The sequence below is a fragment of the Pedobacter punctiformis genome, assembly GCF_027213715.1.
In the GTDB taxonomy this organism is placed as follows: Bacteria; Bacteroidota; Bacteroidia; order Sphingobacteriales; family Sphingobacteriaceae; genus Pedobacter; species Pedobacter punctiformis.
In genome coordinates this window covers 451,174-476,530 of the sequence record NZ_JAPWGM010000002.1, presented here as the reverse complement: position 1 = coordinate 476,530, position 25,357 = coordinate 451,174, and the positions used below count along the sequence as shown (strand labels likewise).

Sequence of the window (25,357 nt, the reverse complement as noted above, 5' to 3'; positions counted from 1 at the left end):
TTGGGTTCTTGTAAATTAGCAACAATTATAATAAATTTTTACCTTTTGTTCTTTTTCACTCCAGGCAATATAAACGTTATTTTCTTTACCCAACCGATATTTAAAGCCATTTAGCTGCGATTTTTTTAATTCCTCATAAAGTGCTTTATCCGGAGTATATTTATCGGCTTTATCCTCAGGCATTACAGCTGGCTCCAAAAAATTATCTTCGCTAAAAAAATCATTAGCGATGGTTTTTAAAAAAATTACCTGGTCTTTTTCTTTAGATAAATCAATATTAGGATCAGTATTGCCAACCAGATCTGTTCCTTTTATTTTAACATTATAAATCTCTTTTCCTTCAGCTGTGGTAATAGTAAAGTTCAAAACCATATCCTCAGGCTTGCGGCCGGTTAATTCAATTTTAAACGAATCCAGTGTTTTCAGACTCGAAAAGGATTGAGCTATACTCGAGTTTACATTTTTAAATTCAATCGAATCCGCTTTTCCTTCTTTGGTATGGTTTGTACAGGCTGTAAATAGAGAAAGTGTAAATAGTGTAAATAGAAGGAATAGGGCAGTCTTTTTCATAGTCAAGCATTAACGCGACCTAAATTAGCAATTTTTTATTGTTGAAGTAATTTCAGCATAAAAATTTGTAAAAATATATAATATAAATATATTTGCGTAACTGGTTACGTAATTAATTATTGGTATGAATTTTTTTGAACAAACGGGGAAAGTGGCTTTAGGAAGTAGGTTAAGGATGTTAACGGATAAAGTAACTGAAGACGGAAAGCAAATCTATAAAATGTACAATATAGATATGCAGCCCAAATGGTTTCCGGTATTTTATTCTTTATCCAAAGGGGAGGAAAAAACCATTACCGAAATTGCAAAGTCCATTGGTCATTCACATCCGTCGGTTAGTAAAATTATTGGCGAAATGTTGAAGAAGGGGTATGTTCAGGAAAAAAAGGATCAAATGGATGGGCGGAAAAATATTATAGTGCTATCTGATCTGGGCATTGAAATTTTAGATAAACTGGAAGATCAGCTGATTGATGTGAACGCAGCCGTAGATGAGATTAGTAAACAAACACAAAATAATTTATGGGAAGCGATTGGGGAGTGGGAGTTTTTATTGGAGCAGAAAAATTTGTTAAGAAGAGTAATGGAAAAAAAGAAAGAAAGAGAAGGTTATAAAGTTGAAATTATCAATTATGAACCCAAATATCAGGAAGCGTTTAAAAGCCTGAATGAAGAATGGATTTCTACTTATTTTACAATGGAAGAAACGGATTATAAAGCTTTAGATAATCCGCAAGGCTACATTTTAGATAAGGGTGGCTATATTTTGGTTGCGCTTTATGATGGAGGGCCTTTGGGTGTGTGTGCTTTAATTAAAATGGAAGATGAAGAGCATGACTACGAACTGGCTAAAATGGCGGTATCTCCAAAGGCGCAGGGCAAAAATATTGGTTTTTTACTGGCATCAGCAATTGTTGAGAAGGCAAAATCATTGGGCGCATCAAAACTATATTTAGAAAGTAATACCATTTTAAAACCAGCCATTAATCTTTACCATAAATTAGGATTTCAAAAAATAGCGGGTAAACCAACGCCTTACACCCGTTGTAACATTCAAATGGAATTACTATTGGATTAGACTAAAATTACAATACAATTTTCAACAAATCCTCTGGTGTATCAATGGCCAGCGTTTCTATCTTTGTAATTTTAGTTTGAATTTTATATCCGTTTTCTATCCAGCGCAATTGTTCCAAACTTTCGGCAACTTCTAAAGCAGATGCCGGAAGTTTGGTAATTTCTTTTAAAACCGATGTGCGGTAACCGTAAATGCCAATGTGTTTAAAAAATGGATACTGGCTAACCCATTCGCTTTCTTCAGCATTGCGTATAAATGGAATGGGGTGCCTGCTAAAGTAAATCGCTTCGCCAGCATGGTTAACAATTACTTTTGGACTATTGGTATTAAAGAGTTCTTCTGTTTGAGTAACGGGCTTAATTAGTGTAGCCAGTTGAGTGTTATCCAATTCAAAGCAAGAAGCCAGCAAGTCAATTTGTGCCGGGTCAATGAAAGGTTCATCACCCTGAATATTAATCACCACATCAAAATCAGAGTATTGTTCTGCAACTTCAGCACAACGATCGGTACCGCTTTGATGGGTAGACTGGGTTAAAGCATATTCACCCCCAAATTTTACAACCTCTGCCACAATACGTTCATCATCTGTAGCTACTACAACCTTACTTAAACAGATCGATTTTAGAGCTTGCTCGTAAACCCTTTGAATCATGCTTTTACCATCAATCATCACCAATGGTTTACCCGGGAAGCGGGTAGAAGCATAGCGGGCTGGAATAATACCTATAATTTTCATCTTATTTAACAAAAAATACCCATAAAACAGGGATAATGATCATTAGAGCCAGCACCACAAAAGAAATGGGATGAGCAAAATTAAACGTCCAGCCCAACATTGGTATTTGTTTAGATACAATCAGTCTGGAATCTTTTTTATTGAAATAAAAAATACCCCATTTCCAATTGCCCGGGTGATCGTGCTCAAAATCTTTGCCCATCTTTATAAGATTAAAAAAGTCCGTTTATTTCAGCCTCAATAGCCTGTATTACAGTACCTAAATCTTCCGGATTATTGGTAAAATCCAATTTGTCTTTATCCAGAATCAGTAACTTTCCTAAATTGTAGCCTTTAATCCAGGCTTCGTATTTTTCATTTAATTTAGAAAGATAATCAATTCTGATACCAGCTTCATATTCACGTCCGCGGCGCTGAATGTTGTTAACTAGGGTAGGCACAGATGCACGCAGGTAAACCAATAAATCAGGCGGTTTAATAAATGAAGTAACGTTTTGAAAAATCGCACGATAATTATCATGGTCACGGGTGGTCATCAGCGCCATATCATGCAGGTTTTCAGCAAAAATATGAGCATCTTCATATATCGTTCTATCCTGAATTACATTCCGGCTATTTTTCTCGATTTCAGTAATCTGTTGAAAACGGCTGTTCAGGAAATAAATTTGTAAATTGAAACTCCAGCGTTTCATATCACTGTAGAAATCTTCCAGATAAGGATTGTTGTCAACAGCCTCATACAGAGCCTCCCAGCCGTAATTCTTTGCCAGTAATCCGGTTAATGTTGTTTTTCCGGCACCTATATTGCCAACTATCGCTATGTGCATATTATTTTGATGAAGATTTAAAATAAGGATGTGAGTTTAACGCTAAAATCTGATTTCTCATATCTTAAAACTATTAAACTGATTAAAAACTTTTAAAACCGATTAAACTGCGTACCTCTCTGATGGTTTTTTGGGCACTTTCACGGGCTTTTAATGCACCATGTTTAGCCACCTGTCTCAAATAAGTATCATCCTTAGCCAGTTCTTCAATGCGTTCGCGGATTGGTGTATTAAACACGATCATATCTTCTGCCAGTTGTTTTTTCATGTCACCATAACGGATTTGCATTTTATTATACAAACCATCAAAATGCTCAACCGTATCTGCCGATGAAACAATTTTCATTAAATCAAACAGGTTTTGAATAGCTTCTGGTTTGGCCTGATTTTCTTCGGTCGGACCGCTATCACTTACCGCTCTGGCAACTTTTTTACGGATGATTTCCGGACTATCTGCTAAATAAATGCAGTTTCCATCGCCATCCGATTTACTCATTTTGCCTTTTCCTTCTAATCCGGGTACTTTTACCAGATTTTCAGCATAGTTAAAGGCAAAAGCTTCAGGGAAATAATCTGTATTGTATAATCTGTTGAAACGGTTGCTGAAAGTTCTGGTCATTTCCAGGTGTTGTTCCTGATCTTTACCAACAGGAACTTTATTTGCCCTGTGGATTAAAATATCAGCCGCCATTAACGTTGGATAGGTTAATAAACCAGCATTTACATTATCCGGATGCGAACGGATTTTATCTTTAAAAGATGCACTGCGCTCCAGTTCGCCCAAATAAGCATTCATATTCAGGTATAAATAAAGCTCAGAAACTTCCGGAACATCAGATTGAATGTAAATGGTGGTTTCTTCAGGATTTATACCACAAGCCAAATACTCAACCAAAACATGTTTAACATAGCCATGTAAATCGGCAGGAGTAGGATGGGTGGTCAAAGAATGAAGATCTGCAATAAAAAAATAGCAGTTGTAATCGTACTGCATTTTTACAAAATTGGTTACCGCACCAAAATAATTTCCTAAATGTAGCTTTCCTGTCGGCCGTATGCCGCTCACCACTGTTTCTTTCATAATGGCCGAAATTAAAAATAAATTATGATCAAAATGTATTTTACATTCAAATTATCACATCATTTTTCTGAAAAGTAAATTAGCTTTTATTCCCATCTGTTTTATTTGATAAAATAGCGTGGGGGTTTTAACTTATATCGTGGAAATGATTATAAAAATACCAAACCCATTTTAAACAAATTCGTCATACCTGCATATTCAGGGTTACAGCATTAAAAAAATCAGTTATCCATCTAAAAAAAATATTTTCTCTAATTAGAAAATGTCACTCTATTTTATACTTTTGAATAAAATGATAAAGTTTTTAAAGCAAATACACAGGCTATGGTTTTTATTCTGGATCCTGTTTTTCTTTTTGTTGTTTTATCCGGTATATTTTCTGACTTCCAGAAGCCCGAAATATTATGGTATTTTAAATTTTTTCAGAAAAGCCAACAGTTTTTTTCCTGGTTTTTTTTCAGGTGTATTTTTCTCTTATCATTTTGAAGAAAAGTTAGAAGCAAAGCAAACTTACATTTATTGTGCAAACCACAGCTCTAACCTCGATATTATGGTGCTCTGTATTCTTGCAAAAGGAAAATATCATTTTATGGGTAAAGACGAATTGTTAAATAACCCTGTATTGAGTATCTTTTTTAGAACCATAGATATTTCAGTGAAGCGGGAGAGTAAAATTTCAGCTTTCAGGGCATTTAAAAAAGCGGGAGAGAACCTGGAGAAAGGGATGAGCCTGATTATTTTTCCTGAAGGCAAAATTGATGATCATTATCCTCCAAAACTTGGAGAATTTAAAAATGGCCCATTTAGGCTGGCTATTGATAAAAATATTCCATTAGTACCAGTAAGTATTGCTAATATTTGGCAAATTAGCTGGGATGACGGCGCAAAGTATGGAAGTAAGCCGGGAATTTGCGATATTTACATCCACAAACCCATAAATACTGAAGGATTAACAGCAGATGATTCTGATCTCTTAAAAGAACAGGTTTATAAGTTAATTGATCGTAAATTAATATAGTAATGATTTTAGACGCAAAAACCATTCATAAAATAGCTGATCTGGCCCGAATTCATATCGATGATAAAGAGGTAGATACACTGATTCCGGAAATGAATAAAATTTTATCCTTTATGGAAAAGTTAAATGAACTGGATACCTCAACGGTTAAACCGCTTGTGTATATGAACGAAACGGCTAATGTTTGGAGAGAAGATGTTGTAAAACAGGAAATTTCTACGGCTGACGGTTTAAAAAATGCTGCAAAACATACTGAACAGTTCTTTATGGTGCCTAAAATTATCGAAAAATAGGTTTCAGAAATAGAGATTATCAATTTGCTGTGAGGCAGATTTAATCTATTTTAAAAATCATTGTAACATAACTAACCTTAGCTGTGTCTAAAAAATAAAAACAAACATGCAGAAACCACTTATTACGATAAAGGAAATTGGACGTAAATATGTTATTGGCGCTGAAGTAATTCATGCCCTAAAATCGGTTTCTTTAGATATAAACAAAGGTGAATTTGTTGCTTTAATGGGCCCCTCAGGTTCAGGTAAATCTACCTTAATGAACATTTTAGGTTGCCTGGATACGCCAACCAGCGGAACTTATATTTTAAATGATAAAGATGTTAGCCACATGACGGACGATGCACTTGCAGAAGTCCGGAATAAGGAAATTGGTTTCGTTTTTCAAACTTTTAACCTTTTGCCACGCTCCACCTCATTAGATAATGTTGCTTTGCCGTTAATTTATGCAGGTAACAGCAAGAAAGACCGTGATGCACGTGCTAAAAGAGCTTTGGAAAATGTTGGTTTAGGTAATCGTATGGATCATAAACCAAATGAGTTGTCAGGTGGTCAGCGTCAGCGTGTTGCCGTAGCCAGAGCTTTAATTAATGATCCTTCCATTATCTTAGCCGATGAGCCTACGGGTAACCTTGATACTAAAACCTCGATAGAAATTATGGGGCTTTTAGAAGAAATTCACAGTAAAGGCAATACAATTATTCTGGTAACCCACGAGGAAGATATTGCACAACATGCCCACCGCATTGTACGTATGCGTGATGGTTTGATTGAAAACGATTACGTCAATACAGACATTAAAAATGTTTCGCCAAGATTACAGGCCTTAAAGGAAAGTGGCAGCGACTGGGAAAAAATAAATTAAGGTGTAAGTATAGGGCATAAGGTTTAAAGCTTTTAAATCCTATACCTTTAAATCCTTTGCTATTAACCTTTTTAATATGAAAATCTACACTAAAACAGGTGATAAGGGCCAAACTTCATTAATTGGCGGTACACGTGTACCTAAATATCATTTACGTATAGAAACTTATGGAACTGTTGATGAATTAAATTCTTATCTGGGTTTAATTATGTGTCAGGATATTGATCAAAATTATCAGCAGTTGTTAAAAGAAATTCAGGATCGTTTATTTACTATTGGTGCTTCTCTTGCAGCTGATCCGGAGAAATCAAAAATGAAAATTCCGGATTTACATGAAGCAGATATTACCTTGCTGGAAAATGAGATGGATGCCATGAACGAAGCATTACCTCCATTAAAACATTTTGTTTTGCCAGGCGGTAATACTGTTGTGTCCTATTGTCATATTGCCAGATGTGTTTGCAGACGGGCAGAAAGGTTAACGGTAGAATTGGCACAGGATAGTTTTGTTGAGGAAAAAGTAACCATTTATTTAAATCGTTTGAGTGATTATTTATTCGTTTTGGCACGAAAACTGAATATGGATTTTAAGGCAGAAGAAAACATTTGGATTCCCCGTGTTTAATAGTGGAAAAATAAGTTTGTTTTGCTCAAAAATTTTAATATACTTTGCGCAATATTACAAAGTAAGAATTTAATTGAATTGATATATGTATTGGACACTAGAATTAGCATCGCATTTGGAAGACGCTCCATGGCCTGCAACTAAAGACGAATTAATCGATTACGGTATCCGTTCAGGTGCCCCTGTAGAAGTTATTGAAAACTTACAGGCATTAGAGGATGACGGTGAGCCTTATGAAACAATTGAGGAAATTTGGCCTGATTATCCTACTAAAGAAGATTTCTTCTTTAATGAGGATGAATACTAAAATCAACCATCAAAAAGCCCTTTAGAATAATCGAAAGGGCTTTTTTGTTTTTAGATTTTTAAGTTAGAAAAACTTGAATTTCGATTAAAGAATGCAACGGTAAAAATTACCAATGGCATGCTACATGGAAATCTGTGTTTCCACCACATAAAAGAAGCTGCCCGCTGAAGCTTCTTTCATACTATTTTACAATATGTCTTCCCGGATTTTTGAAATCGAATCGTAAAATTTAGTCTTGAAAGGATAATTTTTTTTACATTTTTTAAACAAACTCCAATCGTTCGTGTTAATACCTCAATATTTAATTACTAAAAAGTTAACACTATGGGAAATTTATTGTATTTAGTCGCAGTCGTATTGGTTATATTATGGGTTATAGGCTTTGTATTCCACGGCTTTGGCGACGTAGGTGGCATTATTCATGTCTTACTGGTAATTGCAGTAATAGCAATTCTACTTAAAATTATAGGAAGAGCAGCATAAAAAAAATCCTCCCGGTTTTACAATCGGGAGGATTTTTTTTGGAGTATCATTTCCGCAAAATCAAGATCTGCGGGGTAGGTTATTTTTATGTTATTCCTTTCGCCTTCAATCAGGTTTATGCAAATGCCATCATATTCGGCTACACTTGCATCATCGGTAAATGAATTTTCATACGGATGTTTATAGGCTTTTTTAATTAAAGCAGTATTAAAGGTTTGTGGAGTTTGCACCAGGTAAAAATGATTGCGGTCTGCAGCCTCTGTGGTGTTGCCTTTAGCTTTTCGGATGCTATCAGTAGGGCGTATGGCAGCTACTGCATTTCCTGCCGAAAAAGATGCTTCAAAACAAGAATCGATTAGTTCTTTTGAAATTAAGGGCCTTACCGCATCATGGATTGCAACAATTCCGTCTTCGGTAATTACGTCTAAAGCATTTTTTACAGAATAGTACCGCTCCGTACCACCTTCAATAATGTTATGAAGAATATTAAAATTATGTTCTTTGCAGAGATCAGCCCAATATTGATGCTGGTCTTGATTTAATACAACTAAAATTTGAGGATTATACCGGCTTTTGGAAAAAGCACTTATGGTATGCATTAAAACCGGAAGGCCTTGCAGCAATAAAAATTGTTTTGGGATTTCGGTTTGCATCCGGTTTCCCGAACCACCGGCTACAATTATAGCGTAGTACTTCATTTTTAAAGATATGAGGTCATAAATTTGAGTGATGAAATTTGTTTTGTGGTAAACCTCATCACTCAATACTCAAATCTATATAATTAGCATGGCATCGCCATAGCTGTAGAATTTATATTTTTCTTTAACCGCCACTTCATAGGCATTCATTACATTTTCGTAACCACCAAAAGCACTAACCATCATCAGTAAAGTAGATTCAGGTGTATGGAAATTGGTAATCATTGAGTTTGCAATACTGAAATCGTATGGAGGAAAGATAAACTTACTTGTCCAGTCGTTAGCCGCTTTTAAAGTTCTGTTTGCCGATACAGCAGATTCTATTGCACGCATTGAAGTAGTACCAACTGCACAAATTTTTCTTTTTTCCTCTAAAGCTTTGTTTACAATACTGGCATCTTTTTGCTCAATAATAAACTGCTCAGAATCCATTTTGTGTTTGGTTAAATCTTCCACCTCTACCGTTCTGAAAGTACCTAAACCAACATGTAAAGTAACTTCGGCAAAGTTAATACCTTTAAGTTCCAAACGTTTCATTAGCTCACGGCTAAAGTGCAAACCAGCAGTAGGGGCAGCAACTGCACCTTCGTGTTTAGCAAAAATAGTTTGATAACGCTCTTTATCTTCAGCAGTAGCTTTACGTTTAATGTATTTAGGAAGTGGAGTTTCACCTAAAATTTCAACATTTCTTCTAAACTCCTCATCCGTACCTTCAAATAAGAAACGAATAGTACGTCCACGTGATGTGGTGTTATCTACAACCTCAGCAACTAGTAAATCATCATCGCCGAAATATAGTTTATTACCCACACGGATTTTACGGGCCGGATCTACTAAAACATCCCATAAACGTAACTCCTTATTTAACTCACGTAATAAAAACACTTCGATTGTAGCACCCGTTTTTTCTTTGTTACCGTATAAACGGGCCGGAAAAACTTTAGTGTTATTTAATATCATAACATCCTGGTCATCGAAATAACCTAAAACGTCTTTAAATATTTTATGTTCAATTTTACCGCTGTCTTTATGTAAAACCATTAAACGAGCTTCATCGCGTTGTTCAGCCGGATTATTGGCTACAAGAGATTCAGGTAAGTTGAATTTGAATTGTGATAATTTCATTCTTGATGAATTTTTTGAGGTGCAAAAATACGAATTTAATTCTTCTTTTTCGTATTTAACAACGCTTTTGTACTTATTTAAGTTTTAGCTAAAATTTATTCCCCTATGTTTGCTTAAATTTTGTGCTTTACTTCTGCAAAATTAATTAGTTTTGAAAATGAGCTGTAACCTTTTTAAACTTGTTGTGTCTAAACTCTAATTATGATAATCTTTAGGCTGATAGGCGAGAGTTTCCGATTTGCATTTGATGCATTGCGCCAAAATAAGTTACGTACAATGTTATCGCTGCTGGCTATAACCATTGGTATTTTTACCATTATTGCTGTGTTTTCTGCAGTAGATACCTTTCGTAATAAATTGCAGGCTAGTGTTGATAAACTGGGTTCTAACACCATTTATGTTCAAAAATGGCCATGGAGCTTTAGTGATAATTACCCATGGTGGAAATATATGAACCGCCCTCAGCCATCCCTTCGTGATTTTGCGGCCCTTAGAGAAAGGATGGAAAACTCAGACGGCATTACCTTTGAAATTGCAACCAGTAACCGGACCATAAAATATAGAAGCAACTCTGTTGAAGGCATTACCATTTCTGCAGCTTCGCAGGATTTTAATAAAACCTGGAACTTTGAACTTCAGGCCGGACGTTATTTTACCGAAAATGAAAATAAAAACGGTACACCCGTTTGTTTAATTGGTGCCGATATAGCAGATGGTTTATTTGGAGGTGATGAGCCCGTTGGTAAACAAATTCAGATTTTAGGCAGAAGGGTTACCGTTATTGGCGTATTTAAAAAAGAAGGAGAAGATATGCTGGGTACTTCTTTGGATAAAAGTGTAAATATTCCAATAAACTTTGCTAAAGGTATTTTAGATATTCAGAATGAACGATATGGCCCACAAATAACGGTAAGGGGTTCTGATAAGGTATCACTAGAAGAAGTGGAAAGCGAATTGCAGGGTTTAATGCGTTCTATACACCGTTTAAAACCTGGACAGGAAGACGATTTTGCCCTGAATAAAACAACTATTTTATCTAATCAGCTGGGTAAAATGTTCGATATGGTTAATATCGCAGGTTGGGTAATTGGTGGTTTCTCTATCTTAGTTGGTGGTTTTAGTATCGCCAATATCATGTTTGTATCTGTAAAAGAGCGAACTAATATCATCGGTATTCAGAAATCATTAGGTGCAAAAAGATATTTTATATTGCTTCAATTTATATTTGAATCTATATCCCTTTGTATTTTAGGCGGTTTGCTAGGTTTATTACTCGTCTACCTATTCTCACTACTTATTGGCGCAATTTTCGATTTCCACATTATTTTAGGTTTAAATAACATCATGCTTGGTATTAGTATTTCTGTTGTAATCGGAACTATATCAGGGTTTTGGCCTGCTTACTCAGCTTCGAGATTAGATCCGGTGGAGGCCATCAGGAGTTAAAATATTCAGGTTTATAATTACATTAAAAAGCAGAATTTGGTCTATATCAAATTCTGCTTTTTTGGTTGAACAGGATTTTATATTTTTATTTGGAAAGCAGGGTTCTTTGCTATTTTTATCGGCATTCCTGCTTTTCGCTGTATCCCTGATGAAAAATCAGGGGATGCCGCTTCAATCAGGTTTAGAGAAATGCGGATAGTGAAATAAAATCAATGACATTTTGCAGAGGAAACTTTGTTTCTAAACCCGATCGGAGTGAGATGCCCCGGTTTTTCACCTGGGCAGAAACGGGAGCGGGATTGCTGTTTCCGAAATGCTTTTATCTGCCTGTTTCCTAATCTTTAATTTGTTAACCTTTGCTTGTAGATTTTCTAAAAAGCCAGTTTATAATTTTAATTGATAAAATTTTTATTTGGAAAGCAAGGTTCTGCGCTATTTTTATCGGCATTCCTGCTTTTCGCTGTATCCCTGATGAAAAATCAGGGGATGCCGCTTCAATCAGGTTTAGAGAAATGCGTATAGTGAAATAAAATCAATGACATTTTGCAGAGGAAACTTTGTTTCTAAACCCGATAGGAGTGAGATGCCCCGATTTTTCATCAGGGGCAGAAACGGGAGCGGGATTGCTGTTTCCGAAATGCTTTTATCTGCCCGTTTCCTAATTTTTAATCTGTTAAACTAACCTTTGTAGACTTTCAAAATAGAAAGGCTGTGCTTAAAATGACCATTTACTCTGTAGAAATTAAATCAGCAGTAGAAATTAAGTCTATTTTATACTTTGCAGGTGTAGTTTCGCTCCACAACCAGTTATAGTGCTTGATGAGATTTAAAGCATCCACATGAGGTCTGGAAGCTGTAGTATGAGCATCTCCAACCACGGTAACTTTGTAATCTTTTGTTAAAGCAGATTTGACGGTAGAATCGACACAAAAATCTGTAGCACAACCCGTAATTACCAAATTGCTAATGTTATGCTTTTCCAGTATTTCTTGTAAATCGGTTTGGTAAAAAGAGTCGTTAACCGTTTTGCTTACAAAAAGGTCATCAGTTTCCTGATTTAATTCCGGTAATAATTGCCAGTCTTCGGTATTGGGTAAAAAACAATTTTCTTTGGTACCGTCGTGCTGGATAAAAATTACTTTATCACCGTTTTTTCTAAAATTATCTGCAATCTGGTTAATGTTGTTAATCACTTCCATTGTATTGTATCGTGCAGCGTAGGGTTTAAAACTTCCAATTTGCATATCGATAATTAATAAAGCTTTCATAAATAAGTTTCTTTTAAAAAGAAAACCCTCACCAACCTAATTGATGAGGGTTTTGATATGGATAAAATTAATTAGTTCAGTTTTGCCAATGCAGCGGCAATTTGCGCCACAGCTTTCTTTAATTGATCTTCTGATGCTGCATAAGAAATACGGATGCAGTTTTCATTTCCGAAAGCTTCGCCGGTAACTGTGCTTACATGTGCTTCATTTAATAAGTATAAACTTAAATCTTCTGCGTTCGTGATGGTTTGCCCGTTAACAGATTTACCAAAAAAGCTTTTTACTTCCGGAAAGAAATAAAATGCACCATCAGGTAAATTAACTTTTAAACCCGGAATTTCTTTTAATAAACCGTAAACTAAATCCCTGCGTTTTTTAAACTCAGCTTTCATTTCGTTTACACTAGCTAAACCTTCATTATAGGCTGCTAAAGCTGCACGCTGAGAAATAGAAGAAGTACCCGAAGTAATTTGTCCCTGTAATTTATCACAAGCCTGTGCAATCTCTTTACTCGAAACCGAATAACCAACTCTCCAGCCCGTCATTGCATATGCTTTAGAAAAACCATTAATGATGATTACCCTGTCTTTAACACTTGGAAAAGATGCAATAGATGCGTGTTCCTCTACAAAGTTAATGTGTTCGTAAATTTCATCAGAAAGGATGTAGATATTTGGATATTTTTCGAAAACCTGAACTAAAGAAGCTAATTCTTCTTTACTGTAAACCGAACCAGTTGGATTACATGGAGAAGAAAACATAAAAATTTTAGTCTTAGGGGTAATTGCCGCTTCTAACTCTTCAGCAGTAATTTTAAAATTATTTTCTACTGTTGAATTAATGAAAACTGATTTACCTTCGGCCAGTTTAATCATTTCAGAATAAGAAACCCAATATGGAGTGGGTACAATCACCTCATCATCAGGATCAATTAAACACATAACTGCGTTAGCCAAACTTTGTTTGGCGCCTGTAGAAACTACAATCTGGTCGATTTCATAATCCAAACCATTTTCATCCTTTAATTTCTTTACAATAGCCTTTCTCAAATCAGGATAGCCCGAAACAGGCGTGTAGTAAGAATAATTTTCGTCGATGGCCTTCTTAGCAGCCTCTTTTACATTATCCGGCGTATGGAAATCAGGTTCACCAAAGCTTAGGTTGATGATGTCGATGCCTTTTGCAGATAGTTCACGGCCCATTTTGGCCATTTTAATGGTTTGTGATTCAGATAGATTGTTGATTCTTTTTGATAAGATGCTCATGGTTAATTACTTTGACCGCAAATATATAAACCAAATATTATTCTGCACTAAAAAAGACATAGTTTTTCTCATTTAATTTAAGCGATAAGCGTATTTTTGAAAAAAAATCCTTGTGACAGTTAAAAAAAAGGCAATTATAGTATCATTATCGGTCAGTATTATTTTAATGCTTGCAAAGTTTGTAGCTTATTTTATTACAGGTTCTAACGCGATATTAACCGATGCAGCCGAAAGTATTGTAAATGTAATTGCCGGAAGCTTTGCTTTTTACAGCATTTACCTGAGCACGCAACCGCGTGATGAGAATCATCCGTATGGACATGGCAAGGTCGAATTTTTCTCTGCTTTTGTAGAAGGAATTTTAATCCTGATTGCCGGTGTCATCATCATTTTTAAATCATCTTACAATCTGATTTATCCTCATGCAGTATCAAAACTTTTAGAAGGAACGTTGATTATTGGAATAACAGGCCTGATTAATATGGTTGTTGGATTGTATTTGATTAATGTTGGCAAGAAAGAACATTCCATTACCCTGCAGGCTGATGGAAAACATTTGTTAACAGATACTTACACCAGTGTGGCAATTGTGGTGGGACTAATTTTAATCCAGTTAACCAATATTATCTGGTTGGATAGCTTACTGTCGGTACTGGTTGGATTTTACATTGTCTATTCAGGATATCAGCTTACCCGCGGCTCGGTGGGTGGATTAATGGATGAAAGTGATTTTACCCTGGTTGAAGAAGTCGTTTCTGTTTTACAGGAACATCGCCATAATCCATGGATTGACATCCATAATTTACGTACACAACAGTATGGTCCCGAGTTTCATATCGACTGTCATGTTACACTGCCTTATTATTTTGATTTGAATCAGGTTCACAGAGAAATTTCTCAGATTGACGAACTCATAAATAAAAATGGTGTGCGCAGAGCTGAACTTTTTATTCACGCAGATCCTTGCTTACCCGCATGTTGCCACTATTGCCACATGAGCGAATGTAAGGTTAGAGCAGAAGCTTTTAAAAAAGAAATTATCTGGACACCTGAAATTGTAATTAAAAATAAAAAACACTTCGATAATGAGCTACTTTAATATTAGGGTTTATGGGTTATTAATTAACCAGCACGGAGAGGTTTTGGTTAGTGATGAACAGGAGTATGGCATGCGTTTTAGTAAATTTCCTGGTGGTGGACTTGAATTAGGAGAAGGTTTGATAGAAGGTCTTAAACGCGAATTTGTTGAAGAATGTCAGGCAGAAATTGAAGTTTTAGCACATTTTTATACGACTGATTTTTACGAAAGATCGTCCTTTAATGATAGTCAGGTCATTAGTGTTTATTATTTGGTTAAAGAAAAAGCACCTTTACAATTAACCTTTAAAACTAAAATATATGATTTTGATGGTGATGGAGAACTTTTACAAGCTTTCCGGTGGGTAAAGATTAAGGATTTATCATTGGATGAAATTACTTTTAAAACTGATAAAACCGTGGTTAGTTTATTAAAAAATCAATGGTTGGCAAATGGAGAATAAATTTCTTTATTACCTAAAACCGATTCTTAGTGTTTTTTTATTCGCTTTTTTAATTCTTATCTGGGGAATTCCTTTCGGAATGCTGGACCAGATGAAAGTTTTTAATTTCCCCGAAGGAAGCTTCTCCAGTAACCTGTATAATGAAGTTTCATTAATTATTATGGCTGTTGGCGCTTTATTGATGATCTTTAAAATATTTCCTTCACGAAATTTTGAAGGCGTATTTATTGTTAACACAAATATCCTGTCCGGCTTTTTTAAAGGAACACTCATTGGTTTAGGCTTAATTGCTTGTTGTACTGCAATTATTTATGCCAATGGAAATGTTGTTTTTTCTAAATCAGAAATCAATCCGGTTTCAATTTTAGCTTATTTGTTATTCTTTGTTTTAGTTGGCATTTCAGAAGAATTTGTATTCAGAAGTTTTCCACTGGTGGTATTTTCCGAACGTTATTTAATTTCAATTGCCGTTGTTATAAATGGTTTATTATTTGGCCTTATCCACTTAACCAACCCTAATTTTTCTATCGTTCCAATGATCAATATTACCTTAAGTGGTATTTTATTTTCGATTATTACCTTGCAGAAAAGAAATATCTGGTGGGCAGTTGGCCTGCATTTTGGCTGGAATTTTTGCCAGGGTACTTTGCTGGGCTTTAAGGTAAGCGGTTTGGATGCGCCAGGATTAATGGTTGCTAAGCCAATTGGAAGTCCACTGTTTTCTGGTGGTTTATTTGGTGCTGAAGGGTCATTACTCTGCACTGTAATTTTGTTAATTTATATTGTTTGGTTATTAATTAAAGGCAAAATACAGCCTGTTCAAGAAATATTTAATGATGATGAGTTTATCGGAGAGAGATAAAAAGGTAATCTGGCACCCTTATACACAAATGAAAAATGCCTTGCCACACATTCCAATTGTTAGGGGTGAAGGCGTATATGTTTTTGACGAAAATGGAAAACGGTATATTGATGCTGTATCATCGTGGTGGGTAAATATTCATGGGCATTCGCACCCGCATATTGCGCAAAAAGTATCCGAACAATTAAATACTCTGGAACATGTAATTTTTGCTGGTTTTACGCATGAGCCAGCGGTTTTACTTGCAGAACGTTTATTGCCCCTTTTGCCGGGACAACAGGAAAAAGTTTTTTACACTGATAATGGCTCCACAGCAGTGGAAGTGGCATTAAAAATGTGTCTACAGTATTGGAATAACCTTGGAAAACCTAAAACAAAAATTCTTGCCTTTAAAAATGCCTACCATGGCGATACTTTTGGAGCTATGTCTGTAAGTGGCAGGAGCATTTTTACTGATCCGTTTAACAGCCTTTTATTTGATGTAGAATTTATTGATTTACCCAATGAGCAAAATATTTCGGTACTTCAAACCCGAATTACGGAGCTAAAATCTGAAGTGGCCTGTTTTATTTTTGAACCTCTGATTTTAGGCGCTGGAGGCATGTTAATGTACGAAGCAAAATACCTGGATGCACTTTTATCTGTTTGCAAGGAAAATGATATTTTAATGATTGCTGATGAGGTAATGACAGGTTTTGGCCGGACCGGAACCTACTTTGCCTGCGAAAAACTGGAAAACAGACCTGATATTTTTTGTTTGAGTAAAGGTTTAACCGGTGGAACAATGCCATTGGGCGTAACCACTTGCACAAATCGGATTTTTAATGCTTTTTTAAGCGACGATAAGCTCAAAACATTGTATCACGGGCATTCATTTACAGCCAACCCAATTGCTTGTGTAGCCTCTTTAGCGAGCTTGGATATTTTACTGGAAAGTAAAACATTAGAAAATATTAAGCGTATCGAAACGAAACACGCTACATTTTTAAATGAAATAAAAGATCATAAAAAGGTTAAAACGGCAAGGCATACCGGAACCATTATTGTGATTGAGTGGGAGACAGGAGATGAGACTTCTTATTTAAGCGAGCTAAGGAATTTACTTTATGCTTACTTCCTGGATAAAGGCATTATTTTAAGACCGCTTGGAAACATCATTTATATTTTACCTCCTTACGTAATCAGTAATGAGGATTTAGATTACATATATTCTGCAATAAAATCTGCATTAGAAGAAATTTAAGCAACTGTATTATAACTTAATTATTTGTCGCATTGAGCGTCCCGATAAGAATCGAAACAAGTAGTCGAAGTGTTGAATAAATTTTATTAGGTCTTTTAGTAAAGTAACGTCTGGATTTCTTTTGAAAGTTAGTCCAGATTGAAGCCATCATCTGTTCATTTTCCAAGTCCTCATTAAAGCTGCATTTGGAATTGTTAAACAGTTTTTCTATTCATAAGGTACTTAAACAAAATCAGGATTAAAGAAAACTGACTAGAGTTTATAAAGTTTATTGGGAAACTGTTCTGCGTGATGTAAAATTAAATTTAAAATATAACTATTTGATTGATAAATAGATATGTTATCCTTAATCGGTGCCATGCCTTCTTCGAGATAAGTTTTTTCGGTAAAGTAACCCATGCCATAAAATTTTCCATTTTCTACAATAAGGCAACTCAATTCTTCATTTTCACGTCCTTCGTCAACCAGTGCAAAACTGGGTTGTAAACTGGCAATATCCTGCAAAGCGCTGTTTAATCTTTTGTTGTAAACGGCTACCGTTTCTATTCCACTGCAAGCCCCAAAACATTGTCCATTTTCATGCGCTATACATTTCGTTTTAGTTTTTTGCAGATAACATAACCTTGCGCACAACTGATATTTATCTACCAGTTGATTTAAAAAGTTATAACCCTCAAGTAAATTATTGAAACTTTGCAAAGCATAATTATTCTTTTTATGCTTATCAATTGCTAAGCGCATGTATCCGTTTTGGTCTTCAAAAACATAGAGATCATATTTATGTTCATAACGTTTCATAGCCCGGTTATTTTCGGGCCATAACCGTTTAATCTCATTGGCTTCTAAAATCAGGGCCATAAGTTCGGTACCACAGGTTACATAATCGATATGATAAATTGTCCTCAAAAAATCTTGTCGCTGTCTATTCGGTTTATTGCCAGTAAAATGACTGGTTACCCGTTTTTTTAAATCTTTAGCCTTTCCAACATAAATAATCTTACCCTTACTATCTTTAAAATAATAAACACCGGGTTTGTTGGGTAAACTCAGGATGTGTTTTTTGTCCAAATGAGGAGGTAAAACCTGTTCTTTGGACGTTTTTTTTAACATGTCCGAAATTATCCCGTCAGCATCACTTTCTAAAAGAAGGTTAAATAAAATGCTGGTTGCATCTGCATCTCCGGCAGCCCGGTGACGGTTTTGAATCGGAATTTGAAGAGCATTACATAACTTTCCTAAGCTGTAGGAGACTTTACCCGGAAATAATTTGCGGCTTAACCTGACTGTGCAAAGTTTTTTGCATTGCAAATCGTAACCAGCATAAGAAAGATGATGTTTTAGAAAAGAATAATCGAAGTTTACATTATGTGCCACAAAGATTTTATTGTGCAGCAATTGATAAATTTGTAGCGCCACATCTTCAAAAGAAGGGGCATCAACCAGCATTTCATTACTGATACCGGTTAAAGCAGTAATGTAATCCGGAATATCCCGTTTAGGATTAATTAAGGTACTGTACGATTCTATAATTTTCTGTCCATCGTGGATATTGATGGCAACTTCAGTAATTCTATTTGCTGATGCATGGCCTCCTGTGGTCTCTATATCTACAACTGCGTATAACATTAAGCTCGATTATAATCACAAATCTATGCTAAAATATTTAGTAATAAAAGAATTTTAATTTCTTTATTAATAGAAACCTGCTTTATAGCAAAAAAAGTGGTTACATCTTTATGCAACCACTTCATTTTTACTGTATGTAGATTATAATTTACTAAGCAACTTGCTTAGATTTGGTTTTATCCCAATAGAAATGGGAACTGTATTAAAAGCCCGGTTTTGTATTTTGCTAAATCCATACATATAACTGGCTTCAACAAATAGGTTTGCCCCTCCAATATTATATTCAATACCACCACCACCTTCGGCAATAGCTGTTCCGATGGTTTTATTATCCATTATAACCTGCATTGAACCAGGATTTACTGTTGCTCTCGGCGTTAAAATAAAACCACCTCCAGCTCCTGCAAAACCATAAAAAGCCCATTTGTCTACGATTTTTCGGTAGCCTAAAGCAACATTCAGAAGGTAAGTTGTAGACCGGCCGTTTTGCAAAGCATAATTATAACCTGCATCAGGGTTGAGTTCATTAAATTTGAAAGCATGTAAACTAACCTTCGGATATAGAAATAATCCACCTTTGCCAAGGCCTAAATTTACACCTAACGAAGTAGAAAATTTCGGTTTTAAATAATCGCTGGTTTCACCCATAGGAAAAGAAAAGCCTATTCCGCTCATACTGTATAATTTGTCCGGACGGTTCGTTTGCGCATGTAAACTTATCGACGCTACTAAGGTTAACAATGTAAAGGATACAATTCGTTTTAAATTCATCTGTTGTTTTTTGTTATAGGTCAGGGCATTTAAAATTTCAAGAAGTCATTTTAAATAATAAAATAATTAACCTTTAAGACAAAAAATATTGTGAAATGTTTTAATTAAAGCATTTTTCGAAATGAAACTCAGCTGAAAAACAGATTCTTGCTGAAAATGCCTTAATGGTTATGCGTAGTACGCTGGAAAAACGAGGGTAGTTAAGAAATTTTTGATTTACCGGGGAGTAAAAGGTTTCGCTTAACAAAATCTGAAAAAGCCTCTTTAAAAGGCTCTTCCATCCGGTAAGAAAGACTTTTAAAAAGAAAAATTTGTTCACCAATTATGTTTTTTATATACTGTTTGGATATGACAGTTTTGGGATTAACCTGTATAAATGTAGGATACTTGCTCAGCATTTTTACAATTTTAAGGAAGTTTAGTTTAGGGCTTAAGTAATTGTTTTTTAGTGTTTTAAAGTGTATATCTTCTTTCAGGATTTCCACTGCAATCAGTTCGTTTAAATCTATACGGGCTAAATTTTCTTCAATGGTTTGAATGGGAATATAAAAGTGATTTTCGGAAATTGAAAACGGAAGAGGTTTTTTCTTCTCGGATGGATAAAGGTTATTTATCGTTTTGGCAAAATGAAGAATAGAATAAGGTTTTAATAAGTAAGCGTCGGCATCAACTTTAAACGCATCAATTGCATATTTTGCATGGGCTGTTGTAAAAACAAGGTATTTTGTTTTTTGTCTTAGCAAGCTGGCAAGTTCAATGCCCGAAATTGCAGGCATTTCTACATCCATAAAGATAATGTCAACGGGATTTGAAGCAGAAATCTCTTGAAGCGCTTTTAATGGTTCTGTAAAACTTTTTACCAGGTTTAAATCCGGTAATTTACTCATGTAAGCCATTAAATTTTCTAATGAACTCGGGTCATCATCAATCGCGATGCAACTTATTGGCATTTTATAGGTTTTTGTCGGGGCAAATTACAACAAGGCCCTTTAAAATGAAAAAAAAAACTTTTAGAAACGGATTTTAACTCATTCGTAACGGATTTATGCTTCTTAATCAAGAAGAAATGATTGATTATTCATTCAAGAGCTTGATTTTATTTATATTTTATCTCACTTATTGCTTTTATTTTTAGTGTTACAATGAAATGATTTCTTTCGTCTTTATAAAACTTAAACGAAGCCCGATCTCCATAAGTATAATTTAAACGCTTTCTGATGTTTTCCATTCCAGAGTTTAATCCATTACTATTTTGAGTTGCACTAACCAGATTATCCGTTTTTAAAATCAATACATCAGGACCTAGTTCCAAATTAATTTCGGCGGGCTGAGATTGATCATTTAAATCACCATGCTTGAAAATGTTTTCGACCAAAGTAATGAGTACGAGCGGAATAATTTTTTGCGAACGTATTTCATCCTCGTAATCAAAATGAATTTGAAGGGAATGATTTTGCCTCAGCTGATGCAAATTAATAAGGTTTTCTACCTGGTCAATTTCATCTCCCAGGGTTATAAGTTCATCATCCGAATTACTATCAACCGCATAGCGCATCATATTGGCAAGAGAAAGAATGCTTTCTGCTGCTACCGGAGAAGATTTTATGGTATTATGGTAAATAAAATCTAATGTGTTAAATAAAAAGTGGGGATTGATTTGGGCTTTTAAAAAGGCATTTTCTGATTTAGTGATTTGAATCAGATTTTGTAACCGCTGTTTTTCAAGCTCTTCAGTCTTTTTGCGCTCTTTAAGAAAGTTGATTAGAAAAAAGTATCCTACAGAGAAAAATATAAAGTAGAAACATCTGAATAAGGGTCCAATAACATAGTTATAATTAAGTTCAAGTTTTCCAGGATCAGTAACTTGTTTGTACTTAATCATGAAGATCTCAATATAATAGATACATAATAAATAGATGGCTGTTTGAAAAAGGAACAAAATGGGAATCCTCCAAATGGCTTGTTTCCGATTTTTTAGTGAATTAATTAAGACAATGTGGGCATTAAAGTAAAAGAGCCAGATATTTAAGATATAATGGATAATATAACTACTTAATGTCCCAAAATGGCCGCTGAATAATCCTATGATGAGTACTTCATAGGTTATAAAAAAAGCCCAACCAATAAAGTGATATTTCTTGCTGTCGATCCACTTTATAAAATCAGTTTTTATGGTAAAAGAAGCATCTGTGTAGGATTTCATGTTATTGGTGTAAGGATTTTTCTGACGATTAAAAAGCCCGCTAAGTTTCAGAAAAAAAACATGAAACGGCAAGCTAAAATCATCAGAAAAACAGTCTTTGTATTTAAATCAATTGTTTTAAAAACTAGTTTTACTACTGATCCTACCAAAACTATGATGGGAACAACAATGGGGACTGGCATTGTTCAATAGTTCAGCAATAAAAACCAGTCGTTTAGGTTCGGCTGGTTTTTATTGTCTTTTCTCTAATATATTCTAATATTTCCTCACGGAAACGAATACCTATGGTAACCGTTAAGTTATTGGTCATTTTTAAGGTATAACCCTCTACCTGTTCGATATATTTTTTAGCTACAATAAAAGACCGGTGCGCCTGCATAAAATAAGGAAGATCTTTAAGGATTACCTTAATTTCTGATAAAGCAATGTAAGTAACAATAGTTTCATCAACGGTATAGATTCTAATATAATTTTGAAGACTTTCTACTGCAATAATATCACTATACCTGATTTTGATTAAGTTATTTCTTTCATTCTTATTGCGAACAAAAAAATAATCTTCTTCCTGTTTCAGATTAACCGCGGGAATGCTTGGGCTTTTTGGAAAAAGCCGGTTAATGGTTTCTGCAAAACGTGCAAATGTATAAGGTTTTAATAAATAAGCATTTGCATGCATTTCAAAGGCTTCGTAAGCATATTTGGAGTGAGACGTTGTAAAGATTAATTTATTCGTTTTATGTCTGATGGCTTTAGAAAGCTCAATGCCTGAAATCATAGGCATATCAATGTCCATAAATATAATATCTACACTGCCACCGCCGCTAATTTCTGTTAAAGCCTGTAAGGGATCAGTGTAGGCATGTGTAAGTTGTATGTTGGATAAGGTACTGATGTAGTTAGTTATGCCGTTTATTGCATGGATATCGTCATCAATTACAATACATTTTAATTTCATCTTAAATTTAATAGAGCTGTTAATACACAAAATAAGGCATGATTAATCAAATATAAAATAAAAACACGTTCATCAAGGTTTTTGAATTATTGGTAAAGGTTATATAGGTATTCATCAGGTTTGTAATTCATGAATATGCTTTTTTATTGACCCGGTTTTATGACGAATGCGTTACCTTGCTACTTTAATGTTAAAATAAAAGCGGTTGTGTAACTATTTTAATGAATTATAAAAATAATATTGCATAATATATTGAAATACAATAAATTATATTTTACTTCGTAGTAGATATTGATTATACTTTGTATGATCAATAAGATCGGTCACCCCTAAATCATCATTCCCATGAAAAACCGAGTATTAAAACCTAAAAAATTAAATGAATCATTAACCCGTAAAGTAATTGAATTACAAGACAGGGGATATGATTGTGATTTTCTATTATTAGCAAACGGCAGTTTGCTTTGTATGCAAAACAATAGAAACTATCCTTTAAATAGTGTATCTATTCAAAACATGGAACAAGGATATGATTGGTTTAGTCAATCTTACAAACATATTCATATCATAGAAACCGGAAACGGAGAGAGAGGTGTATTGCTCAGCGAGCATTCTTTTGTTTAAATATTAATGCTTTCCTGCTATTTAACTAAGGATTGAGTTGCATTTTGCAATTTATCAAAAGTTAAAACTTAATTTTGATTTTTTTGTTTAGATATTATTAGATATATTTAAACAAAATAATGACTTACACCATTTCTGATTTAGAACAGCTTTCCGGAATTCAGTCTCATACGATCAGGATTTGGGAGCAACGGTACAATGCACTGAAGCCGATGCGCTCTCAGGGCAATACCCGTATGTATGATGATGAGCAATTAAAAAAGTTGTTAAATATTGTAAGTTTAAATCAGACGGGGTTAAAAATTTCTAAAATTTGCAGCCTTTCAGATACTGATTTAAATGCCTTATTAAGCAAGCAGCATCAGGTTTCTAATGAAGATCATCAGGCTGAATACTATATTTCGCAACTAATCAAACATGGTATTGCTTTTGACGAAGCTGCATTTGATCGTCTCATTAACGAATTTATTTATAAATATGGGTTAACAGATTGTTACCGCAGGGTGATGTATCCGCTTTTAGTTCGGTTAGGATTGATGTGGCGTAAAGATGATATTTGCCCGGCTCACGAACATTTTTTATCCAATATTATCCGGCAAAAAATCTTTTCAGCCATTAATAATATTCCATTAGAACAGGGTGAAGGTCAAACCTGGTTATTATTTCTTCCTGAAAATGAAGACCATGACATTGGCTTACTTTTTGCAAATTATTTTCTTAGGGCTGCGAAACAAAAAGTTATATTTTTGGGTAGTAAAGTGCCCTTAAGCTCAATTGAAAAGGTTCTTTCCAGTACTCATATTGATCAGGTTTTAATTTTTATGATCAATTTAAAATTAGTTAAAACTGCTCAGCAATATATTGATCAATTATCAGAAATATGCAGATCTACTCAAATTCATTTGGCCGGAAATGGTCAAATTATCAATCAGCTCAAAAATATAAATCACATCAACTGGTTTAAAAGCCTTGATGAATTTGAAAATATTATCCAACCCCGTATAGCCTTATGAAAGAGATTTTTGATCAGTTGTCCGCAGATTGCAGTAAGCTTATAACGAAACGATATAGCACAAGCTTTTCATTCGGAATTTACTTCCTGGGTAAAGAAATGAGATCACCCATTTATTCTATTTATAGTTTTGTTCGCCTTGCCGACGAAATTGTAGACAGTTTTCATCGCTTTGATAAAAAATACCTATTAAATAAATTTAAGAACGATACTTTTGAAGCCATCGCAGCGGGGATTAGCCTAAATCCAATATTAAATGCCTTTCAAGAGGTTGTTAATCGATATCAGATTGATCATCAGCTTATTCATTTATTTCTTAACAGCATGGAAATGGATTTGAATGAGCAAAAATATACACCTGAATTATATGATACTTACATTTTGGGTTCAGCCGAAGTGGTTGGTTTAATGTGTTTAAAGGTATTTACTGCAGGTAATGAGCATGATTATGAAAAATTGAAGCCTTTTGCCATGAAACTGGGTTCTGTGTTTCAAAAAGTAAATTTTCTTCGTGATGTGAAGGCAGACCATGAATCGCTCAACCGTAATTATTTTCCAAATGTTAACCTTGCAGCCTTTTGTGATCATCAAAAACAAGCCATTGAAAAGGAGATAGAAGAGGAGTTTAAAGAAGCTTTAACAGGGATTAAAATGTTGCCTTCCAGTTCAAGAAACGGGGTTTATCTCGCTTATATTTATTACAAAAAGTTATTCGGTAAAATAAAACTGCTTAGTGCAGAAAAAATCATGACAGAAAGAATCAGAATACCAAATCATCATAAAATTGGTTTAATGTTTGATTCTGTCATCCGTCATAAATTAAACGTTATATAAA

29 protein-coding genes are annotated in these 25,357 nt (G+C 34.7%); 15 read left to right on the top strand and 14 right to left on the bottom strand.

Annotated elements, in window-relative coordinates; translation table 11 throughout:
* Window positions 1–15 precede the first annotated feature (15 nt).
* Window positions 16–570, bottom strand: coding sequence for a hypothetical protein (locus O0955_RS07995; protein WP_269427017.1), 555 nt, complete (start codon window positions 568–570; stop codon window positions 16–18).
* Between the two features lie 124 nt (window positions 571–694).
* On the opposite strand from O0955_RS07995, the gene O0955_RS07990 reads away from it, so the two are divergent.
* Complete coding sequence (locus O0955_RS07990) at window positions 695–1,648, top strand: bifunctional helix-turn-helix transcriptional regulator/GNAT family N-acetyltransferase (protein WP_269427016.1); 954 nt, start codon at window positions 695–697, stop codon at window positions 1,646–1,648.
* Window positions 1,649–1,655: 7 nt separating this feature from the next.
* Here O0955_RS07990 and kdsB read toward each other — a convergent pair whose 3' ends face one another.
* The 4 genes from kdsB to trpS all read right to left on the bottom strand — a co-directional run bounded on the left by kdsB (window position 1,656) and on the right by trpS (window position 4,292).
* Window positions 1,656–2,384, bottom strand: coding sequence for a 3-deoxy-manno-octulosonate cytidylyltransferase (gene kdsB, locus O0955_RS07985; protein WP_269427015.1), 729 nt, complete (start codon window positions 2,382–2,384; stop codon window positions 1,656–1,658).
* Between the two features lies 1 nt (window position 2,385).
* Complete coding sequence (locus O0955_RS07980; protein WP_269427014.1) at window positions 2,386–2,586, bottom strand: DUF5808 domain-containing protein; 201 nt, start codon at window positions 2,584–2,586, stop codon at window positions 2,386–2,388.
* 10 nt (window positions 2,587–2,596) lie between these two features.
* On the bottom strand, window positions 2,597–3,211 hold the full coding sequence (locus O0955_RS07975) for a deoxynucleoside kinase (RefSeq protein WP_269427013.1): 615 nt from the start codon (window positions 3,209–3,211) through the stop codon (window positions 2,597–2,599).
* 82 nt (window positions 3,212–3,293) lie between these two features.
* Window positions 3,294–4,292 carry a tryptophan--tRNA ligase gene (trpS, locus tag O0955_RS07970; RefSeq protein WP_269427012.1) on the bottom strand — a complete coding sequence of 333 codons (999 nt, stop codon included), beginning with the start codon at window positions 4,290–4,292 and terminating at the stop codon, window positions 3,294–3,296.
* Between the two features lie 292 nt (window positions 4,293–4,584).
* On the opposite strand from trpS, the gene O0955_RS07965 reads away from it, so the two are divergent.
* From O0955_RS07965 to O0955_RS07940, 6 genes are all read left to right on the top strand, one after another.
* A complete protein-coding gene (locus O0955_RS07965; protein WP_269427011.1) occupies window positions 4,585–5,310 on the top strand; it encodes a lysophospholipid acyltransferase family protein in 726 nt (241 codons plus the stop codon).
* A 2-nt stretch (window positions 5,311–5,312) separates the two neighbouring features.
* Window positions 5,313–5,603 carry an Asp-tRNA(Asn)/Glu-tRNA(Gln) amidotransferase subunit GatC gene (gene gatC, locus O0955_RS07960; protein WP_269427010.1) on the top strand — a complete coding sequence of 97 codons (291 nt, stop codon included), beginning with the start codon at window positions 5,313–5,315 and terminating at the stop codon, window positions 5,601–5,603.
* A gap of 106 nt (window positions 5,604–5,709) precedes the next feature.
* Window positions 5,710–6,468, top strand: a complete 759-nt coding sequence (locus O0955_RS07955) for an ABC transporter ATP-binding protein (RefSeq protein WP_269427009.1) — start codon at window positions 5,710–5,712, stop codon at window positions 6,466–6,468.
* 76 nt (window positions 6,469–6,544) lie between these two features.
* Window positions 6,545–7,093 carry a cob(I)yrinic acid a,c-diamide adenosyltransferase gene (locus O0955_RS07950; RefSeq protein ID WP_269427008.1) on the top strand — a complete coding sequence of 183 codons (549 nt, stop codon included), beginning with the start codon at window positions 6,545–6,547 and terminating at the stop codon, window positions 7,091–7,093.
* Between the two features lie 85 nt (window positions 7,094–7,178).
* Window positions 7,179–7,400, top strand: a complete 222-nt coding sequence (locus O0955_RS07945) for a DUF2795 domain-containing protein (protein WP_010603503.1) — start codon at window positions 7,179–7,181, stop codon at window positions 7,398–7,400.
* Between the two features lie 324 nt (window positions 7,401–7,724).
* Complete coding sequence (locus O0955_RS07940; protein WP_116250957.1) at window positions 7,725–7,883, top strand: lmo0937 family membrane protein; 159 nt, start codon at window positions 7,725–7,727, stop codon at window positions 7,881–7,883.
* A 17-nt stretch (window positions 7,884–7,900) separates the two neighbouring features.
* On the opposite strand, the gene O0955_RS07935 is transcribed toward O0955_RS07940, so the two are convergent.
* Together O0955_RS07935 and queA are read right to left on the bottom strand one after the other, a co-directional pair.
* Window positions 7,901–8,581, bottom strand: coding sequence for a 2-C-methyl-D-erythritol 4-phosphate cytidylyltransferase (locus tag O0955_RS07935; RefSeq protein WP_269427007.1), 681 nt, complete (start codon window positions 8,579–8,581; stop codon window positions 7,901–7,903).
* Window positions 8,582–8,656: 75 nt separating this feature from the next.
* Window positions 8,657–9,706 carry a tRNA preQ1(34) S-adenosylmethionine ribosyltransferase-isomerase QueA gene (queA, locus tag O0955_RS07930; RefSeq protein WP_269427006.1) on the bottom strand — a complete coding sequence of 350 codons (1,050 nt, stop codon included), beginning with the start codon at window positions 9,704–9,706 and terminating at the stop codon, window positions 8,657–8,659.
* A 201-nt stretch (window positions 9,707–9,907) separates the two neighbouring features.
* Here queA and O0955_RS07925 point away from each other — a divergent pair, with 201 nt between their 5' ends.
* Window positions 9,908–11,152: an ABC transporter permease gene (locus tag O0955_RS07925; protein WP_269427005.1), complete on the top strand. Its 1,245-nt coding sequence runs from the start codon at window positions 9,908–9,910 to the stop codon at window positions 11,150–11,152.
* Window positions 11,153–11,880: 728 nt separating this feature from the next.
* Here O0955_RS07925 and O0955_RS07920 read toward each other — a convergent pair.
* Window positions 11,881–12,420 carry a cysteine hydrolase family protein gene (locus tag O0955_RS07920; RefSeq protein WP_269427004.1) on the bottom strand — a complete coding sequence of 180 codons (540 nt, stop codon included), beginning with the start codon at window positions 12,418–12,420 and terminating at the stop codon, window positions 11,881–11,883.
* Window positions 12,421–12,491: 71 nt separating this feature from the next.
* On the bottom strand, window positions 12,492–13,685 hold the full coding sequence (locus O0955_RS07915; RefSeq protein ID WP_269427003.1) for a pyridoxal phosphate-dependent aminotransferase: 1,194 nt from the start codon (window positions 13,683–13,685) through the stop codon (window positions 12,492–12,494).
* A gap of 112 nt (window positions 13,686–13,797) precedes the next feature.
* On the opposite strand from O0955_RS07915, the gene O0955_RS07910 reads away from it, so the two are divergent.
* The 4 genes from O0955_RS07910 to bioA are packed head-to-tail and all read left to right on the top strand — an operon-like array spanning window position 13,798 to window position 17,331.
* Window positions 13,798–14,784 (top strand): cation diffusion facilitator family transporter, encoded by a 987-nt coding sequence (locus O0955_RS07910; protein WP_269427002.1) that lies wholly within the window; start codon window positions 13,798–13,800, stop codon window positions 14,782–14,784.
* Window positions 14,771–15,226: an NUDIX domain-containing protein gene (locus tag O0955_RS07905; protein ID WP_269427001.1), complete on the top strand. Its 456-nt coding sequence runs from the start codon at window positions 14,771–14,773 to the stop codon at window positions 15,224–15,226. The genes O0955_RS07910 and O0955_RS07905 overlap by 14 nt, the downstream gene beginning before the upstream one ends.
* Window positions 15,216–16,088 carry a CPBP family intramembrane glutamic endopeptidase gene (locus O0955_RS07900; RefSeq protein WP_269427000.1) on the top strand — a complete coding sequence of 291 codons (873 nt, stop codon included), beginning with the start codon at window positions 15,216–15,218 and terminating at the stop codon, window positions 16,086–16,088. Before O0955_RS07905 ends, O0955_RS07900 begins: the two co-directional genes overlap by 11 nt.
* On the top strand, window positions 16,066–17,331 hold the full coding sequence (bioA, locus tag O0955_RS07895) for an adenosylmethionine--8-amino-7-oxononanoate transaminase (RefSeq protein WP_269427230.1): 1,266 nt from the start codon (window positions 16,066–16,068) through the stop codon (window positions 17,329–17,331). Before O0955_RS07900 ends, bioA begins: the two co-directional genes overlap by 23 nt.
* 252 nt (window positions 17,332–17,583) lie before the next feature.
* Here the strand turns inward: bioA and O0955_RS07890 are convergent, their stop codons facing one another.
* The 5 genes from O0955_RS07890 to O0955_RS07870 all read right to left on the bottom strand — a co-directional run bounded on the left by O0955_RS07890 (window position 17,584) and on the right by O0955_RS07870 (window position 22,886).
* Window positions 17,584–18,957, bottom strand: a complete 1,374-nt coding sequence (locus O0955_RS07890) for an exonuclease domain-containing protein (RefSeq protein WP_269426999.1) — start codon at window positions 18,955–18,957, stop codon at window positions 17,584–17,586.
* Between the two features lie 141 nt (window positions 18,958–19,098).
* On the bottom strand, window positions 19,099–19,728 hold the full coding sequence (locus tag O0955_RS07885; protein WP_269426998.1) for a hypothetical protein: 630 nt from the start codon (window positions 19,726–19,728) through the stop codon (window positions 19,099–19,101).
* A 200-nt stretch (window positions 19,729–19,928) separates the two neighbouring features.
* Window positions 19,929–20,678 (bottom strand): LytR/AlgR family response regulator transcription factor, encoded by a 750-nt coding sequence (locus O0955_RS07880; RefSeq protein WP_269426997.1) that lies wholly within the window; start codon window positions 20,676–20,678, stop codon window positions 19,929–19,931.
* Between the two features lie 146 nt (window positions 20,679–20,824).
* A complete protein-coding gene (locus O0955_RS07875) occupies window positions 20,825–21,931 on the bottom strand; it encodes a sensor histidine kinase (RefSeq protein ID WP_269426996.1) in 1,107 nt (368 codons plus the stop codon).
* A 214-nt stretch (window positions 21,932–22,145) separates the two neighbouring features.
* Window positions 22,146–22,886, bottom strand: coding sequence for a LytR/AlgR family response regulator transcription factor (locus tag O0955_RS07870; RefSeq protein WP_269426995.1), 741 nt, complete (start codon window positions 22,884–22,886; stop codon window positions 22,146–22,148).
* Between the two features lie 345 nt (window positions 22,887–23,231).
* On the opposite strand from O0955_RS07870, the gene O0955_RS07865 reads away from it, so the two are divergent.
* The 3 genes from O0955_RS07865 (at window position 23,232) to O0955_RS07855 (ending at window position 25,356) form a co-directional block, all read left to right on the top strand.
* Window positions 23,232–23,510, top strand: coding sequence for a hypothetical protein (locus O0955_RS07865; protein WP_269426994.1), 279 nt, complete (start codon window positions 23,232–23,234; stop codon window positions 23,508–23,510).
* 119 nt (window positions 23,511–23,629) lie between these two features.
* Window positions 23,630–24,523, top strand: a complete 894-nt coding sequence (locus O0955_RS07860; RefSeq protein ID WP_269426993.1) for a MerR family transcriptional regulator — start codon at window positions 23,630–23,632, stop codon at window positions 24,521–24,523.
* Window positions 24,520–25,356 carry a phytoene/squalene synthase family protein gene (locus tag O0955_RS07855; protein WP_269426992.1) on the top strand — a complete coding sequence of 279 codons (837 nt, stop codon included), beginning with the start codon at window positions 24,520–24,522 and terminating at the stop codon, window positions 25,354–25,356. The genes O0955_RS07860 and O0955_RS07855 overlap by 4 nt, the downstream gene beginning before the upstream one ends.
* The last annotated feature ends 1 nt before the right edge of the window (window position 25,357 follow it).